General features: G+C 73.7%; 6 protein-coding genes. All 6 read left to right on the top strand.

The features are described from left to right. Window positions 1-43: 43 nt before the first annotated feature. The 6 genes from SD460_RS16430 (at window position 44) to SD460_RS16455 (ending at window position 17,002) form a co-directional block, all read left to right on the top strand. On the top strand, window positions 44-10,909 hold the full coding sequence (locus tag SD460_RS16430) for an SDR family NAD(P)-dependent oxidoreductase (protein ID WP_318306328.1): 10,866 nt from the start codon (window positions 44-46) through the stop codon (window positions 10,907-10,909). Between the two features lie 20 nt (window positions 10,910-10,929). After that, on the top strand, window positions 10,930-12,150 hold the full coding sequence (locus SD460_RS16435) for a cytochrome P450 (RefSeq protein WP_290057983.1): 1,221 nt from the start codon (window positions 10,930-10,932) through the stop codon (window positions 12,148-12,150). Then, entirely contained in the window at window positions 12,147-13,373 is a 1,227-nt protein-coding gene (locus SD460_RS16440) for a cytochrome P450 (RefSeq protein WP_290057982.1), read from the top strand. Before SD460_RS16435 ends, SD460_RS16440 begins: the two co-directional genes overlap by 4 nt. After that, window positions 13,370-14,599 carry a cytochrome P450 gene (locus SD460_RS16445; protein WP_290057981.1) on the top strand — a complete coding sequence of 410 codons (1,230 nt, stop codon included), beginning with the start codon at window positions 13,370-13,372 and terminating at the stop codon, window positions 14,597-14,599. Before SD460_RS16440 ends, SD460_RS16445 begins: the two co-directional genes overlap by 4 nt. Beyond that, on the top strand, window positions 14,596-15,339 hold the full coding sequence (locus tag SD460_RS16450) for a thioesterase II family protein (RefSeq protein WP_290057980.1): 744 nt from the start codon (window positions 14,596-14,598) through the stop codon (window positions 15,337-15,339). The genes SD460_RS16445 and SD460_RS16450 overlap by 4 nt, the downstream gene beginning before the upstream one ends. Before the next feature lie 175 nt (window positions 15,340-15,514). Then, complete coding sequence (locus tag SD460_RS16455) at window positions 15,515-17,002, top strand: PKD domain-containing protein (protein ID WP_290057979.1); 1,488 nt, start codon at window positions 15,515-15,517, stop codon at window positions 17,000-17,002. The last annotated feature ends 5 nt before the right edge of the window (window positions 17,003-17,007 follow it).

Genomic DNA, 17,007 nt, shown 5'->3' on the forward strand with positions numbered 1-17,007 from the left:
CGGCCGCCCGCCGACCCCACGATCCACCGAGGAGACGCCCGGAATGGCGAACGAAGACACCCTCCGCGACTACCTGAAGCGGGCCACGGCCGACCTGCAGCAGGCCCGGCAGCGGCTCGGCGCGACGCGCTCGCAGCTGGCCGAGCTCGAAGCACAGGCCAGGGAACCGATCGCCATCGTCGGGATGAGCTGCCGCTACCCCGGCGGTGTCGCCGACCCCGACGGGCTGTGGGACCTGGTCGACTCCGGCCGGGAGGGCATCGGGCCGTTCCCCGACGACCGCGGCTGGGACCTGGGGAAGCTCTACTCCCCGGACCCCGACCAGCCCGGCACGTACTACGTGACCGAAAGCGGTTTCCTGCGCGGGGCCGCGGACTTCGACCCGGCGTTCTTCGGCATCTCGCCCCGGGACGCCCTCGCGATGGACCCGCAGCAGCGGCTGCTGCTGGAGCTGTCCTGGGAGGCGATCGAGTCGGCCGGGCTGGCCCCGGCGTCGCTGCGCGGCAGCAAGACGAGCGTGTTCGCCGGCGTGATGTACAACGACTACGCCGCCCGGCTGCAGCCGGTGCCCGACGGCTTCGAAGGGTTCATCGGCAACGGCAGCGCGGGCAGCATCGCGTCCGGCCGCGTCGCCTACACGTTCGGGCTGGAGGGCCCCGCGCTCACCATCGACACGGCGTGCTCGTCGTCGCTGGTGGCGCTGCACCTGGCCGCGACCGCGCTGCGCCGCGGCGAGTGCTCGCTGGCGCTGGCCGGCGGCGTCACCGTGATGTCCACCCCGACCGCGTTCATCGAGTTCAGCCGCGCCCGAGGACTCGCCCCGGACGGGCGTTGCAAGTCCTTCGCCGCCTCCGCCGACGGCACCAGCTGGGGCGAGGGCGCCGGGATGCTGCTGGTCGAACGGCTGTCCGACGCGCGGCGCCTCGGCCACCCCGTGCTCGCCGTGGTCCGGGGGACCGCGGTCAACCAGGACGGCGCGTCCAACGGGCTCACCGCGCCCAACGGCCCGGCCCAGCAGCGGGTGATCCTCGACGCGCTGGCCGCCGCCGGCCTCTCGCCGTCCGAAGTGGACGCCGTGGAAGCGCACGGCACCGGCACCGTGCTCGGCGACCCGATCGAGGCGCAGGCGGTGCTCGCCACCTACGGCCAGGACCGCGCGGAGCCCCTCTACCTGGGGTCGCTGAAGTCCAACATCGGGCACAGCCAGGCCGCGGCCGGGGTCGGCGGCGTGATCAAGATGGTGCAGGCGATGCGGCACGGCGTGCTGCCGAAGACACTGCACGTCGACGAGCCGAACCCGCGGGTCGACTGGACCGCGGGCGCCGTCGAGCTGCTCACCGAGGCGCGGCCGTGGCCGGAGACCGGGCGGCCGCGGCGCGCGGGCGTGTCGTCGTTCGGGGTCAGCGGCACCAACACGCACGTGGTGCTGGAGCTGCCGGAAGAGACCGACAGCGGCGAACGGACCGCGCCGCCGGTGCTGCCGCTGCTGCTCTCGGCCCGGACCCCGGACGCGCTCGCCGCCCAGGCGCAAGCGCTTTCGGGCCACCTCGGCGAGGTGTCCCTCGTGGACGCCGCGTTCACCACCACGACCCGCGCGCGGCACCCGCACCGGGCCGTCGTGCTCGGCCGCGACCGCGAGGAACTCCTGGCCGGGCTGGCCGATCTCGCCGCGGGCAAGCCCACCGCCGTCACCGGCACCGCGGCGCCGGGCAAGACCGCGTTCCTCTTCTCCGGGCAGGGCGCCCAGTACGCGGGCATGGCCACCGAGCTGTACCGGGCGTACCCGGTGTTCGCCGCCGCGCTCGACGCCGCGCTGTCCCAAGTGGACCCGGGCGTCCGGGCCGCGGTGTTCGACGGCGATCGCCTGGACGACACCGAGTTCACCCAGCCCGCGCTGTTCGCCGTCGAGGTCGCGCTGTTCCGGCTCCTCGAAGCCTGGGGCGTGCGGCCGGACTTCCTGCTCGGGCACTCGATCGGCGAGATCGCGGCCGCGCACGTCTCCGGCGTGCTTTCGCTGGCCGACGCGGCCGCGCTCGTCACCGCGCGCGGCCGGCTGATGCAGGCGCTGCCCGCGGGCGGCGTGATGGTCGCGGTCGAGGCGGCCGAGGGCGAGATCGCCCCGACGCTGCCCGACGACGTCGCGATCGGCGCGGTCAACGGGCCCGGCGCGGTGGTGCTCTCCGGCCCGGCCGAGGCCGTCACGGCCGTCGCCGCGGCGTGGGCGGAGAAGGGCCGCAAGACCCGCGAACTCGCGACCAGCCACGCGTTCCACTCGCCGCTGATGGCGCCGATGACGGCGGAGTTCCGGGCCGCGATCGCCGGGCTCGCCTTCGGGGCGCCGTCGATCCCCATCGTCTCGACGGTGACCGGGAAGCCGATCGCCGACGAGTTCGCCGACCCGGATTACTGGGTCGCGCACGTGCTGGCCACGGTCCGGTTCGCCGACGGCGTCGCCGCACTGCACGACTCCGGCGTGACGACGTACGTCGAGGTCGGGCCGGGCGGCCGGCTGGCGGCGCTCGTACCCGGGGAAGCCGTCGCCACCCTGCGGCCCGAGCGGCCGGAACCGCTGACCTTCGCGGCCGCGGTCGCCCGGCTGCACACACGCGGCCGCGAATCGGACTGGGCCGCGATGTTCGAGGGCACCGGCGCGCGGCGGATCCCGCTGCCGACGTACGCCTTCCAGCGCGACCGCTATTGGCTGGAAGCGAAGGAAACCGCCGGTGACGTGGCTTCGGTCGGCCTGGGGGCGACCGAACACCCGCTGCTCGGGGCCGCGGTGTCACTCGCCGGCGGCGACGGGTTCCTGTTCACCGGCGTGCTGTCCCGGCGGGCGCACCCGTGGCTCGCCGACCACGCCGTGCTCGGCACGGTGCTGCTGCCGGGCACGGCGATGCTGGAACTGGCGTTGCGCGCGGGGGAGCAGGCAGGCTGCGAGCGCGTCGAGGAACTGACGCTGGAAGCGCCGCTCGTCCTCGGCGACGACGGCGTCCAAGTCCAGCTTTCGGTCGGCGCGCCGGCCGCCGGGGGCCGCCGGAGCGTCGCCCTGCACTCGCGCCCGGACGGCGCCGCCTTCGACGAACCGTGGGTGCGGCACGCCACCGGGTTCCTGGCGCCGGGGACGGCCACGCCGGGTCCGGACCTGAGCGAGTGGCCGCCGCCGGGTGCCGAACCCGTTGCCGTGGAGGGGATCTACGACGCCGTCGAGACCGCGGGATTCCACTATGGACCGGCATTCCGCGGGCTGCGCGCGGCCTGGCGCCGCGGTGAAGAGGTGTTCGCCGAAGTCGCGATCGATGCCGAGTACGGCGCCGAACGCTACGGCGTGCACCCGGCGCTGCTGGACGCGACCCTGCACGCGGCGGGCCTGGCCACGCCGGACGCGGCGCCGGAAGGACGGCTGCCGTTCGCGTGGACCGACGTCTCGCTCTTCGCCGCGGGAGCCGCCGAGGTCCGCGTGCGGCTGGTCCCGGCGGGCACCGGCGCGGTGTCGGTGACGCTGGCCGACCCGGCCGGGAAGCCGGTCGCCACCATCGGTTCCCTGGTCTCGCGGCCGGTGTCGGCCGACGGCCTGGACACCACCCGCAGCCTGCGGGACGCACTGTTCACCGTGGACTGGCCGGTCGCGCCGGCCGGGGACTTCTCCGGTCCGATCGAGGTCGTCCAGGTTCCGGCCGGCACGGGTTCGGTGCCGGCCCAGGTCCGTGAAGTGACTGCCGCGACCTTGAAGCTGCTGCAGGACTGGCTCGCGGGCTCCTCGGACGCCCGGCTCGTGCTCGTGACGCGGGGCGCGGTCGCCGAGGCGCCCGACCTCGCCGCGGCCGCCGCGTGGGGACTCGTGCGGGCCGCCCAGTCGGAGAACCCGGGCCGGTTCGTGCTGCTCGACCTCGACACCGGCGAACTGGCCGACGACGTCCTCGCCGCGGCCGCCGCCACCGGTGAGCCCCAGCTTTCCCTGCGCGACGGCGAACTCCGGATGCTGCGGCTGGTCCGCCCGCCCGCGTCCGATGGGGACACCCCCGCCCTCGGCGGCACCGTGCTGATCACCGGCGGGCTCGGCAGCGTCGGCGCGCTGACCGCCCGGCACCTGGCCGGGCAGGGCGTGCGCCGGGTGGTGCTGACCGGCCGTCGCGGGCCGGACACCCCGGGCGCCGCCGAGCTGGTCTCGGACCTGGCCGCGCTGGGGGCCGAGGCCGTCGTCGTCGCGTGCGACGTCGCCGACCGGGACGCGCTTTCCGCCGTGCTGGCGGACATCCCCGACCTGTGCGCGGTCGTGCACGCGGCGGGCGTGCTCGACGACGGCGTCGTGGAATCCCTGACGGCGGAACGGTTCGAGACCGTGTTCCGGCCCAAGGTGGACGCCGCGTGGGCGTTGCACGAGCTGACCGCGGACCGGCCGCTGGCCGCGTTCGTGGTGTTCTCCTCCGCCGCGGGCGTCATGGGCGGGGCGGGCCAGGGCAACTACGCCGCGGCCAACGCCTTCCTCGACGCGCTGATGACCCGGCGCCGGGCGGCGGGCCTGCCGGGCACCGCGATGGCGTGGGGTGCATGGGCCCAGGGCATGGCCGCGGACCTCGCCGACGCCGACCTGCGCCGGATGAGCCGCGGCGGCATGATCCCGCTGTCCACAGTGGATGGCCTGGCGCTGTTCGACGCGGCGCTGGCTTCGGCCGCGCCGGTGCAGCTGCTGAGCCGGCTGGACCTCGCCGTGCTCGGCAGGCAGGCCGCGTCCGGGATGCTGCCGTGGCTGCTGCGCGGACTCGTCCGGACGCCGCTGCGCCGGGCGGGCGAGGCCGTCGACGCCGGGCTCGCGCAGCGGCTGGCCGGGCTGGCCGAGCCGGAACGGCGGGAGGTCCTCGCCGACGTCGTCAGCACGCACGTCGCGGCCGTGCTCGGGCACGGCTCGACGGCCGCGGTCGACCTCGACGGCGCGTTCAAGGACCTCGGCTTCGACTCGCTGACCGCGGTCGAGCTGCGCAACCGCCTCGGCGGCGCGACCGGCTTGCGGCTGCCCGCGACGCTGATCTTCGACTACCCGAGCCCGGCCGCGCTGGTCGAGCACCTGGTCACCGAGCTGGGTGGCGCCTCCGTGCCGGTCGCTCCGGTGACGGCGGCCGTCCCGGCGGACGAGCCGCTGGCCATCATCGGCATGAGCTGCCGCTACCCCGGCGGCGCCGGCTCGCCGGAGGAGTTCTGGGACCTCGTGGCCGAAGGCCGGGACGGTGTTTCGGGCTTCCCCACCGACCGCGGCTGGGACCTGCCCGAGACCGATTTCGTGCCCGAAGGCGGGTTCCTCTACGACGCCGACCGCTTCGACCCGGAGTTCTTCGGCATCTCGCCCCGCGAGGCCATGGCCATCGACCCGCAGCACCGGCTGCTGCTGGAGACGGCGTGGGAGTCCTTCGAGCGCGCCGGCATCGACCCCGGCTCGGTCAAGGGCAGCCGGACCGGCGTGTTCGCCGGGCTGATGTACCACGACTACGTCTCGCGGCTCACCGCCGTGCCGGACGACCTGGCGGGCTACCTCGGCAACGGCAGCGCGGGCAGCGTCGCTTCGGGGCGCGTGGCCTACACGTTCGGGCTGGAAGGGCCCGCGGTCACGATCGACACGGCGTGCTCGTCGTCGCTGGTGGCGCTGCACCTGGCCGCGCAGTCCCTGCGCTCGGGGGAGTGCACGATGGCGCTGGTCGGCGGGGTGACGGTGATGTTCACGCCGACCGCGTTCCTCGAGTTCAGCCGCCAGGGCGGGTTGTCGGGCAACGGGCGGTGCAAGTCCTTCGCCGCGTCCGCCGACGGCACCGGCTGGGCCGAAGGCGCGGGAATGCTGCTGGTGGAACGGCTTTCGGACGCTCGGCGGCTCGGGCACCCGGTGCTGGCCGTGGTCCGCGGGACCGCGGTCAACCAGGATGGCGCGTCCAATGGCCTCACCGCACCGAACGGCCCGGCCCAGCAGCGCGTGATCCGCGCGGCACTGGCGGCCGCGCGGCTGCGACCGTCCGATGTAGACGCCGTGGAGGCGCACGGAACCGGAACTTCCCTGGGTGACCCGATCGAGGCGCAGGCGTTGCTGGCGACGTACGGGCAGGAGCGTTCGGAGCCGTTGTGGCTGGGCAGCGTCAAGTCGAACATCGGGCACACACAGGCCGCGGCGGGCGTCGCGGGCGTGATCAAGATGGTCCAGGCCATGAAGCACGGCGTGCTGCCGGCGACCCTGCACGTCGACGAACCGTCGCCGCACGTGGACTGGGCGTCCGGGGCGGTCGAGCTGCTCACCGAGTCCCGTCCCTGGCCGGAGACCGGCCGCCCGCGCCGCGCGGCGGTCTCGTCGTTCGGCGTCAGCGGCACCAACGCCCACGTGATCTTGGAGTCGCCAGAGCGCCCCAATGTGGCGTTGGTTGCGTTGAATGACGCTGCGGCGCGGAGCGCCTCGGTTGAGGGTGGCGGTGGGGGCATGGATGGAGCACCGAACGCCACATTGGGTGCGCCAGACGCAACCAAGGCCGCCTTGGGGCGCTTGGTGCCGTGGGTGTTGTCCGGGCGGAGTGCGGCCGCGCTGCGGGGGCAGGCCGAGGCACTCGCCGGAGTGGCGGGGGAGCCCCTGGACGTCGGGTGGTCGCTGGTGACTACGCGGGCGAGCTTCGAGCACCGGGCGGTCGTGCTCGGGCGGGAGGCCGGGGACTTCGCCGCCGGGCTTGAAGGTGCGGGGGTGGTGAGCGGGATCGCGAGCCGGCCCGGGAAGGTCGTGTTCGTCTTCCCCGGCCAGGGCTCGCAGTGGCCGGGGATGGCGGTCGAGCTGCTGGACTCGTCGCCGGTCTTCGCCGAGCGGCTGAGCGAGTGCGCGGCCGCCCTTTCGTCCTTTGTGGACTTCTCCGTCGTCGACGTGCTGCGCGAGAACCGCGACCTCGACCGCGTCGACGTCGTCCAGCCGGTGCTGTTCGCCGTGCTGGTCTCGCTGGCCGCGGTGTGGCGGGCGCACGGGGTCGAGCCGGCCGCCGTCGTGGGGCACTCGCAGGGCGAGATCGCCGCCGCCGTCGTCGCGGGTGCGCTGTCCCTCGAGGACGGTGCCCGGGTGGTCGCGTTGCGCAGCAAGGAGATCCTGGCGCTCGGGGGTGACGGCGGGATGGCGTCGGTGGCGTTGTCCGCCGAAGCGGCCGCCAAGCGGCTGGCCGACTGGGGTGGCGAACTGTCGCTCGCGGCGGTCAACGGCCCGTCCTCGGTCGTGGTGTCCGGGGACGCGGGCCTGCTGGCCGAATTCGTCGCGGGCTGCGCGGCCGACGACGTCCGCGCCAAGCTGATCCCCGTCGACTACGCGTCGCACTCCGCGCACGTCGACCGCATCCACGACCGGCTGCTGGAGGTGCTGGCGCCGATCACCCCGCGGACCGCGGACGTCCCGTTCTGCTCGACCGTCACCGGCGAATTCCTCGACACCGGCACGCTGGACGCGGCCTACTGGGCCCGGAACCTGCGCGAGACCGTCGACTTCGCGGGTGCCACCAGGAAACTGCTGGCCGACGGGTACGGCGTCTTCGTCGAGTGCAGCCCGCACCCCGTGCTCACCATGGCGATCGAGGAGACGGCGGAGCGGGCGGTCGTCGCCGTCGGCACCCTGCGGCGCGAAGACGGCGGCCCCACGCGGTTGCTGACGTCGGTCGCCGAGGCGTGGGTGCGGGGCGTGCGCGTCGACTGGACCGCGGCACTCGACGGCGGCCGCCGCGTCGACCTGCCCACCTACGCGTTCCAGCGCGACCGCTACTGGCTCGAATCGCCGGCGGGTGCCGGTGACGTCAGCGCGGCCGGTCTGGCGACGGCGGATCACCCGCTGCTCGGCGCGGTCGTCCCCTTGCCGGAGTCCGGCGGGCTGGTGTGCACGGGGGTGGTCTCGCTGCGCACGCACCCGTGGCTGGCCGACCACAGCCTGCTCGGGACGGTCCTGCTCCCCGGCACGGCGCTGGTCGAGCTGGCGTTGCAGGCGGGCGCGCACGCCGGGCGTCCGGTGCTGGACGAGCTGACCCTGGAGGCGCCGATCGTGCTGCCCCCGGCAGGCGGGATCCAGGTGCAGGTGGTGGTCGGCGCTTCCGGCGAGGTGACCGTCCACTCGCGACCGGCGGGCTCCGAGGACCCGTGGCAGCGCAACGCTTCCGGTGTCCTCGGCACCAGCTTGACGTCGGGACTTTCCCTGACCGAGTGGCCGCCGCCGGGCGCCACCGCCGTCGAACTGGAAGGCGCGTACCCGGCGCTGGCCGAACGCGGCTTTGGTTACGGCCCGGCGTTCCAAGGGCTGCGCGCGGTCTGGCGCCGGGGCGAGGAGGTCTTCGCCGAGGTCGCGATCGAGGACGCCGGCGGCTACGGCCTGCACCCGGCGCTGCTCGACGCGGCCTTGCACGCCGGCATGGTCGCGGGCGACGGTGAGGGTGGCGCGCGGATGCCGTTCGCGTGGACGGACGTCGTGCTGCACGCGGTGGGCGCGTCGGCGGTCCGCGTCCGGCTGGCCCCGGACGGGCACCTCGACCTCGCCGACCCGGCCGGCGCCCCGGTGGCGACGATCGGTTCGCTGGCGACGCGCCCGGTCTCGACGGTGACCACGGGCCGCGACCCGCTGTTCCACGTGCGGTGGACCCCCGTCGGCTCGCCGGGGCCGGCCGGGCCCGCGGAGCTGTTCGAGGTCCCGGCGGGCGACGTGCACGAGGTCACGGCGGCGACGCTGGCCCGCCTCCAGCAGGAGCCTGCCCGGCTCGCGATCGTCACGCGCGGCGCGGTGGCGGCCCGGCCGGGCGAGGACGTCCCGGACCTGGCGGCGGCCGCGGTGTGGGGCCTGGTCCGCTCCGCGCAGACCGAGCAGCCGGGCCGGTTCGTGCTGATCGACGCCGAAGCGGACACCCCGCGCGAGCTGCTGGACCGGCTCGCGGCGGGCGAGGAACCCCAGGTCGCGGTGCGGGACGGGCAGGTACTCGCACCGCGCCTGGCCCGCCTGCCGGTCGAGGACGGCGAAGCGGACGGCTTCGACCCGGCCGGGACCGTGCTCATCACCGGCGGTACCGGTCTGCTCGGCAGCCTGATCGCGCGGCACGTCGCCGAGGCGGGGGCCGGGCACATCGTGCTCACCAGCCGCCGGGCCGCCGGACGAGCCGGGCAGCTGGTCGCGGACCTGACGGCGACCGGGGCACGGGTGACCGTCGCCGAGTGCGACGCCGCCGACCGGGACGCCCTCGCCGCGGTCCTCGACGACATCCCGGCGGAGTTCCCGCTCCGGACCGTCGTCCACGCCGCCGGTGTCCTCGACGACGGGCTGCTCGACGGCCTCACCCCCGAACGGCTCAGCACCGTGCTGCGGCCCAAGGCCGACGCGGCCAGGAACCTCCACGAGCTGACCCACGACCTCACCGATTTCGTCCTGTTCTCCTCCGCCGCCGGCATCCTCGGGAACGCGGGCCAGGCCGGGTACGCGGCCGCCAACGCCTACCTCGACGCCCTCGCCACGCACCGGCAGGCCCAGGGGCTCCCGGCGAAGTCCCTGGCCTGGGGCCTCTGGGACGAAGCCAGCGACCTCACCCGCCAGCTCGGCGCCGAAGGCCGCGACAAGGTGAGCCGCGCCGGGCTGCGGCCGCTCTCCTCCGACGAAGGCCTGCGGCTCTTCGACACCGCCCGCGCCACGCAAGAGGCCGTCCTGGTCCCGATGCACCTCGACGTCGCCGCGCTCCGGCGGCAGTTCGGGACCGGGGGCGTGCCGCCGCTGCTGCGGGGGCTCGTCCGGCCCGCCGTCCGCCAGGCCGCCGCGGCGGAAGCCGTCCCGATCACCGGGGACACGCTCCGGGACGTCGTCCTGACGCAGGTGGCCGGTGTCCTCGGGTTCGCCGGGCCGGACGCCATCCCGGCCGGGGTCGGCTTCCCCGAAATGGGCTTCGACTCGCTCACCGCCGTCGAGCTGCGCAACCGGCTGATCGGGCTCACCGGCCTGCGCCTGCCGGCCACGCTGGTCTTCGACCACCCCACGCCGGACGCGCTCGTCGAGTTCCTCAGCGGTGAACTCGTTCCCACGGAGCAGGCAGCGTCCACTGAGGACATTGCACCGGAGGAGGAGACCGGCTCGATCCAGCTCCTTTACCGGAAGGCCTGCGACGAGGGCAAGATCGCCGAAGCCGTCGAGTTCATCAAGGCGGCCTCGCGGCTGCGCCCGTCGTTCGACCGCCTCGACGACCTGAAGCAGCTGCCGGAGCCGGTCCGCCTGGCTCGCGGCGACACGACCCCCGCCGTGCTCTGCTTCGCCGCGCCGGTCGCGATCACCGGGGCCCAGCAGTACGCGCGGTTCGCCGCCGGGTTCCGCGGCGAGCGGGAGCTGACCATGATCCCCGCGCCCGGGTTCCGGCCCGGCGAACTGCTGCCTTCGACCGTCGAAGCGACCGTCGAACTGCAGGCCGAGCTGGTCTGGAACGCCGCGGGCGGCACGCCGTTCGTGCTGCTCGGGCACTCCTCCGGCGGCTGGCTGGCGCACGCCGTCGCCACGCACCTGGAGCAGCTCGGCTCGCCGCCGGAAGGCATCGTGCTGATGGACACCTACGTGCCGCAGAGCGGGCAGATCGACCGGTTCAAGAGCACCTTCGTCACCAGCGCCCAGGACCGCGAGGAAGCGGTCGGCGGCATCGACGACCTCCGGCTGACCGGCATGGGCTGCTACTTCCGCGTGTTCGCCGACTGGACGCCGGTGGACACCGCCGTGCCGACGTTGTTCGTGCGCGCCACCGAATCCCTCCAGTCGGTGAGCGGGGAAGAAGGCGAAGGCGATGCCTGGCGGCCGACCTGGACGCCGGACCACGTCGGCGTGGACGTCCCCGGCAACCACTGGTCGATGATGGAAAACCACGCCACGACCACCGCCGGCGCCGTCCGCGCCTGGCTCGAGAACCTCTGAAACCCAAGAGAAGGAACAAGATGACCGACTTCGTCATGCCGCAGATCGACCCGGCGCTGCTGCCGCCGTCCGTCCGATTCGGACTGTCGGACACGCTGCCGTGGCTGGGCCGGATGCGCGCGGCCAACCCGGTGCTGCGCGACCCGTTCGGCATGCACCACGTGTTCACCTACGCCGAGGTGCAGCAGGCGCTGGCCGACCCCGGCACGTTCTCGAGCGACCCGTCGCACGTGATGCCGCAGGCCGCCGCCGAGCTGTCCGCGGGCATGCTCGCGGTGATGGACCCGCCCGCGCACACGAAGGTCCGCCGGATCGCCAGCGCCGCGTTCACCCCGAAGCGCGTCAAGGACCTCAACGACCGCATCGCGCAGATCGCCGAGGAGCTCCTCGACGCGGTGCCCGGCGACGAGTTCGACTTCGTCACGGCGTTCTCGCAGTACCTGCCGCTGGTCGTGGTGTCCGAGCTGCTCGGCATCCCGAAGACCGACCTGCCGCAGTTCATCACCTGGACCGAGGCGCTGCTCCAGGTGACCGTGCCGAACCCGAACGACGCCGCCGAGATGGACGCCGCCATGCAGGCGGCCATGTTCGGCCCGCTCGTCCAGATGCAGCAGTACATGGCCGGCCTGTGCGCCGAGCTGCGTGCGAACCCGCGTGACGGCTTCATCAGCGACCTGCTCCAGGCCGAAGTGGACGGTGAGCGGCTCGCCGACCACGAAGCCGTCAACCTCGCCATCCAGCTGCTGCAGGCCGGGCACATCACCTCGGCGTCGGTGCTGGCGAACTTCGTGCTGCGGCTGGGCGAGCACCCGGAGGTCGAGGCGCGGCTGCGCGCCGACCCGGCGCTGATCCCGGCCGCCGTCGACGAGGCACTGCGGTTCACCCCGCCGGTGCCGCGCCTGCAGCGGTTCACCACCACCGACACCGAGCTCGGCGGCGTCGCCATCCCGGCGAAGAGCATGGTCTTCCTGTCGCTGCTCTCGGCCAACCACGACGAAAAGGTCTTCGCGAACCCCGACGCCTTCGACATCGACCGCGGCGCCGCCCGCAACCTCACCTTCGGCCACGGCATCCACTACTGCTTCGGCGCGGCGCTGGCCAAGACCGAGGCGAAGTTCGGCATCGAAGCGCTGCTGCGCCGGTACTCCTCGATCGAGGTGCTCGACGGCGAGCCCGTCGAGTTCTACGAGAGCGAGCTGTTCACGCCGAAGAGCGTCCGGGTCCGGGTGCGGCGGGCGTGACCAGCGCACTGTCCACTGAGGACGTCCCGTCGGCGCGCTTCGGTCTCGGCGAGCAGCTCGCCTGGCTGCGGCACCGGCGGGAGGAGGGCGGGGTGCACGTCGACGCGTCCGGCGCGCACCACGTTTTCTCCCACGCCGACGTCGAGCGCGTCACCAAGGACCCGGCGACGTTCTCCAGCAACCCGGCGCGGGTGCTGCCCGAGGGCGTGCCGAACATGACCGAGGGGATGATGCTCGTCGCCGACCCGCCGCAGCACGGCAAGCTGCGGCGGCTGGCGGCGCAGGCGTTCACCCCGCGGAAGATGCGCGACCTCGGCCCTCGGGTGGCCGAGATCGCCGGAGACCTGCTCGATCGCGCGCCGGCGGGCGGCTTCGACGCGGTCGAGCACTTCACGGTCGAGCTGCCCGCCACGATGATCGCCGAGCTGTTCGGCATCCCGGCCGCCGACGCGGGTGCGTTCCGGTCGCTGGTCGAGCAGATCATGGCGATCGAGCCGCCGGACCTCACCGACGAGGCGGCCGTGCGGGCGGCGGCGGACAACGCGCTCGGCGGCCCGTTCCTCGAGCTGATGGGCTACCTGCTGCAGCTGTGCGCGCGCCGCCGTGCCGAACCGGGCCCCGGGCTGATCTCCGACCTGGTGCGCGCGCAGCTGGACGGCGAGCGCCTGGCCGATCCGGAGGTGGCGAGCCTGGCCGTGCAGATCCTGCAGGCCGGGCACCTCACCACCGCTGCCGTCCTCGGCCACGCCCTCGTGCTGCTGGCCGAGCACCCCGAAGCGCAGGCCGCGCTGCGGGCCGACCGGGCGCTGGTCCCGGGCGCGGTCGAAGAAGTGCTGCGCTGCCGTCCGCCGTCCACGCGGCTGCAGCGTTACACCACAGTGGACACCGAGGTCGCCGGGCACGCCATCCCGGCGGGCGCGGTCGTCGTGCCGTGGATGCTCTCGGCGAACTACGACGACACCGTGTTCGCCGAACCGGACGTGTTCGACATCCGCCGCAGCCCGAACCGCCACCTGACGTTCGGGCACGGCATCCACTTCTGCCTCGGCGCGATGCTCGCCCGCGTCGAGCTGACCGGTGCGCTGAACGCGCTGTTCGACCGCCTTCCGATGTGGACGGTCGACGGCGTCGTCGAGTACCAGGAATCCCATCTGCTGTTCGGACCGAAGCGGGTCCCGCTGGTCGTCAGCACCACCCCCACCGATCGGAGAGACCTCCCGTGACCGAAACCCTCGACACCTCGACCGAGGTGCCGTCCTTCCCGCTGCCGCGCGGAAAGTGCCCGTACCACCCGCCCGCCGCGTACGGCGAGCTGCACGAAAAGGCGCCGCTGTCGAAGGTGAAGCTCGTCGACGGCAAGCAGGCCTGGGTCGTCACCGGCTACGCGGAAGCCCGCGCGCTGCTGTCCGACCCGCGGCTCTCGGCCGCCCGTTCGCACCCGGACTTCCCGAACAACGCCAAGATCATGCCCGGCACCGGCATGCCGCAGCCGGTGCCCGAGGGCGACGCGCTGACGTTCGCGCAGCTCGACGACCCGGAGCACAACGCCCAGCGCAAACTCGTGATCCCGAGCTTCACGCTGCGCCAGGCCAAGGCGATGCGCCCGAAGATCCAGAAGATCGTCGACGAGCTGATCGACGGCATGCTGGCCGACGGCCCGGGCGCGGACCTCGTCTCGGCGTTCGCGGTGCCGTTCCCGTCGATGATGATGGCGGAGCTGTTCGGCGTGCCGGAGGAGGACCGCGCGGTCTACACCGAGCACGTCCAGTACCTGGCGACCCGGCCGGACATGATGGTGCCGGCCATCTACACGCTGTCCGACTTCTACACCAAGCTCTTCGAGCGCAAGCGCGCCGAGCCGGCCGAGGACCTGGCCACGCACATGGTCACCAGCTTCGACGAGCGGCCGGACGAGATCGGCTTCCAGCAGCTGCTCAACTCGGCGATGCTGGTCACGGTGTCGGGCAACGAATCCACGATGACGATGATCTCCCTCGGCGCGTTCGCGGTGCTGGACAACCCGGCGCAGGCCGACGTCCTGCGCGCCGACCCGGCGGGTGCGGCGCCGCGCGCGGTGGAGGAGCTGCTGCGCTACATCTCGGCGGGCGACATCATCTCGCGCCTGGCCACCGAGGACATCGAGGTCGGCGGGCAGACGATCCACGCGGGCGAGGGCGTCATCCTGGCCACCCCGGCGGTCAACCGCGACCCCGAGGCGTTCCCGGCGCCGCACGAGCTCGACCTGCGCCGCGACCACAAGACGCACCTCACCTTCGGCCACGGCCCGCACCAGTGCGTCGCGATGAACTTCGCGACGGCCGCGCTCGAGGTCGTCTTCTCGACGCTGTTCACCCGCCTGCCCGGCCTGCGGCTGGCCGTCCCCGCCGAGGAGGTGCCGCCGGGCGGGCTGGGCGTCTACCGCGTCGCCGAGCTCCCGGTGACGTGGTGACCGCGGACCGCTGGTTCCGCCGGTTCCACGAGGCACCGGCGGCGAAGGCGCGGCTGGTGTGCCTGCCGCACGCGGGCGGCTCGGCGTCGTTCTACTTCCCCGTGTCGCGCGCGCTCGCGCCGGACGTCGAGGTGCTGTCCGTGCAGTACCCGGGGCGGCAGGACCGGCGGAAGGAACCGTTCGTCCCCACCGTCGAAGGGCTCGCCGACGAGATCGCCGCGCTGCTGCGGGGACTCGGCGAGCGGCCGCTGGCGCTGTTCGGGCACAGCATGGGCGCGATGGTGGCGTACGAGGTGACGCGGCGGCTGGAGGCTTCGGGGCCGGCGCCGGTGACGTTGTTCGTCTCCGGCCGCCGCGCACCCGACCGGTACCGCGACGACCGCGTCCACACCCGCTCCGACGACGGGGTGCTGGCCGAGGTGCGCCGCCTGAGCGGCACGGAAGCGGATCTCCTCGGCGACGACGAGGTGGTGCGCATGATCCTGCCGGTGCTGCGCAACGACTACCGCGCGGTGGAGACCTACCGGCACCCGCCGGGCGTCCGGCTGGCGACGCCGGTGGTGGCGTTCACCGGTACCGAGGACCCGGTGGCGTCGGTGGCCGAGGTCGCCGCGTGGGCGGAGCACACCACGGGTGGCTTCGACCTGGTGCCGCTGCCCGGCGGGCACTTCTTCCTGACCCGCCACCAGGACGTCCTCCTCCGGACGATGGCCGAGCGGCTGGGCCGGGTGCCCGCCTGAGAGCGGACCGCGGGGTGCGATTGGTCCGCACCCCGCGGTCTACTCGCAGTAGCGCGGTTGCGACGTCCGGGCTATTTCCCGGTGGATCGGTCACACCGGACCCCCCTCCGCCGATGTGCCCGGCGGGGATCCCCACCGCGAGTGTGGGGACGGGACACATCTGGGGGGATGACTCGTGCTGCTTTCCATGCGATCGCGCGGCCGGATCGCCTTGGCCACCGCGCTCACCGCGGCGTTCGCGCTGCTCGTGCCGGGCGTCGCGCACGCGGCGCCACCGTCCAACGACGACTTGGACCAGGCGACGGCGATCACCGCGCTGCCGTTCACCGCGCAGCAGGACACGAGCGAGGCCACGAAGGCGGTCGACGACCCGTCGTGGTGCCAGTCGTACGACGTCCGGGGCTCGGTCTGGTTCCGGTACACGGCCACCGCGGACGGGTACCTGCGCGCGTCCACCACGGGCAGCGACCCGGAGATGATCCTGGCGGTCCACACCGGGACCCGGGGGGCGCTCAGGGGCGTCGACAACGGTTGCGGCGTCGGCCAGGACGTGACGTTCGTGGCCAAGGCCGGGACCACGTACTCCATCATGGTCTCCGGCTACGACGTCCCGGGCGGCGCGCTGTCGCTCTCGCTGGACTCGGTGCCGGCCGCGGCCAACGACGACTTCGCCGGCGCGCAGCCGGTGCCCGCGCTGCCGTTCTCCGCGCAGCCGGACTTCTCGGTGGCGTCGTACGAAGCCGATGAGCCGGGATCGACCTGCCAGTCCGACGGCAACACCGTCCCCTCGGTCTGGTACGCCTACACGAACACCGGCGAGGCGAAGTCGGTCACCGCGCGGACCACCGGCGACGGCTCGGCCGTCTCGGTCTACACCGGCACCAGCCTGCCGGAGCTGACGCAGGTCGCCTGCAAGAACGACTCGTACGGGCAGCCGACCGCGTTCCGCGCCGCCGCCGGCGCGACCTACTACGTCCGCGTGACCGGGCCGTCCCGGACGTACCAGCCGACCACGCTCTTCCTGGACGACGCGCCGGCGCTGGAGCCGTCGATCTACCAGTCGCCGTCGTCCCCGACGGTCTACGACACCGTCTCCTTCTCGGCGGAGTCCTGGAACGACATCGACCAGCCGATGACCGTCGACTGGGACTTCGGGGACGGCGCCACCGCCCCGGCCGGCACCGGGACCGTCTCCCACCACTACGCGACGGACGGCACGTACACCGTCACCCTGCACGCGACCTCGCCGGACGGCCGCACGGCCACCAAGACGACGCAGGTCGTGGTGACCACGCACGACGTCGGGATCGCCAAGTTCACCGTGCCCACCGCGGCCCGCGAAGGCGACAGCAAGTCCATCTCGGTCGACGTGAGCAACACCCGGTACGCCGAATCGGCGACGGTCGTGCTCTCCCGCAACGACGGGAACTGGTGGCGGACGGTCGCCACGCTCACCCTGACCGTGCCCGCGCGGCCCACCAAGACCGTGCGGTTCCCGTTCGCCTACACCTTCACCCCGGACGACGCGGCCGACGGCAAGGTCGTCTTCCGCGCCCAGCTGCAGCTCGACTACCCGGTGCGCGACGCCCGGCCGTCGGACAACGAAGTGATCGCCATCGCCACGACCGTGAAACCGCGCGGCACGCGCATCGCCGCCGTCTGAGCTCT

The sequence above is a fragment of the Amycolatopsis solani genome, assembly GCF_033441515.1.
GTDB classification, from domain to species: domain Bacteria; phylum Actinomycetota; class Actinomycetes; order Mycobacteriales; family Pseudonocardiaceae; genus Amycolatopsis; species Amycolatopsis solani.

Coding starts and splice junctions, on each gene's coding strand:
- SD460_RS16435 (WP_290057983.1), top strand. CDS start 10,930: ATGACCGACTTCGTCATGCCGCAGATCGACCCGGCGCTGCTGCCGCCG.
- SD460_RS16430 (WP_318306328.1), top strand. CDS start 44: ATGGCGAACGAAGACACCCTCCGCGACTACCTGAAGCGGGCCACGGCC.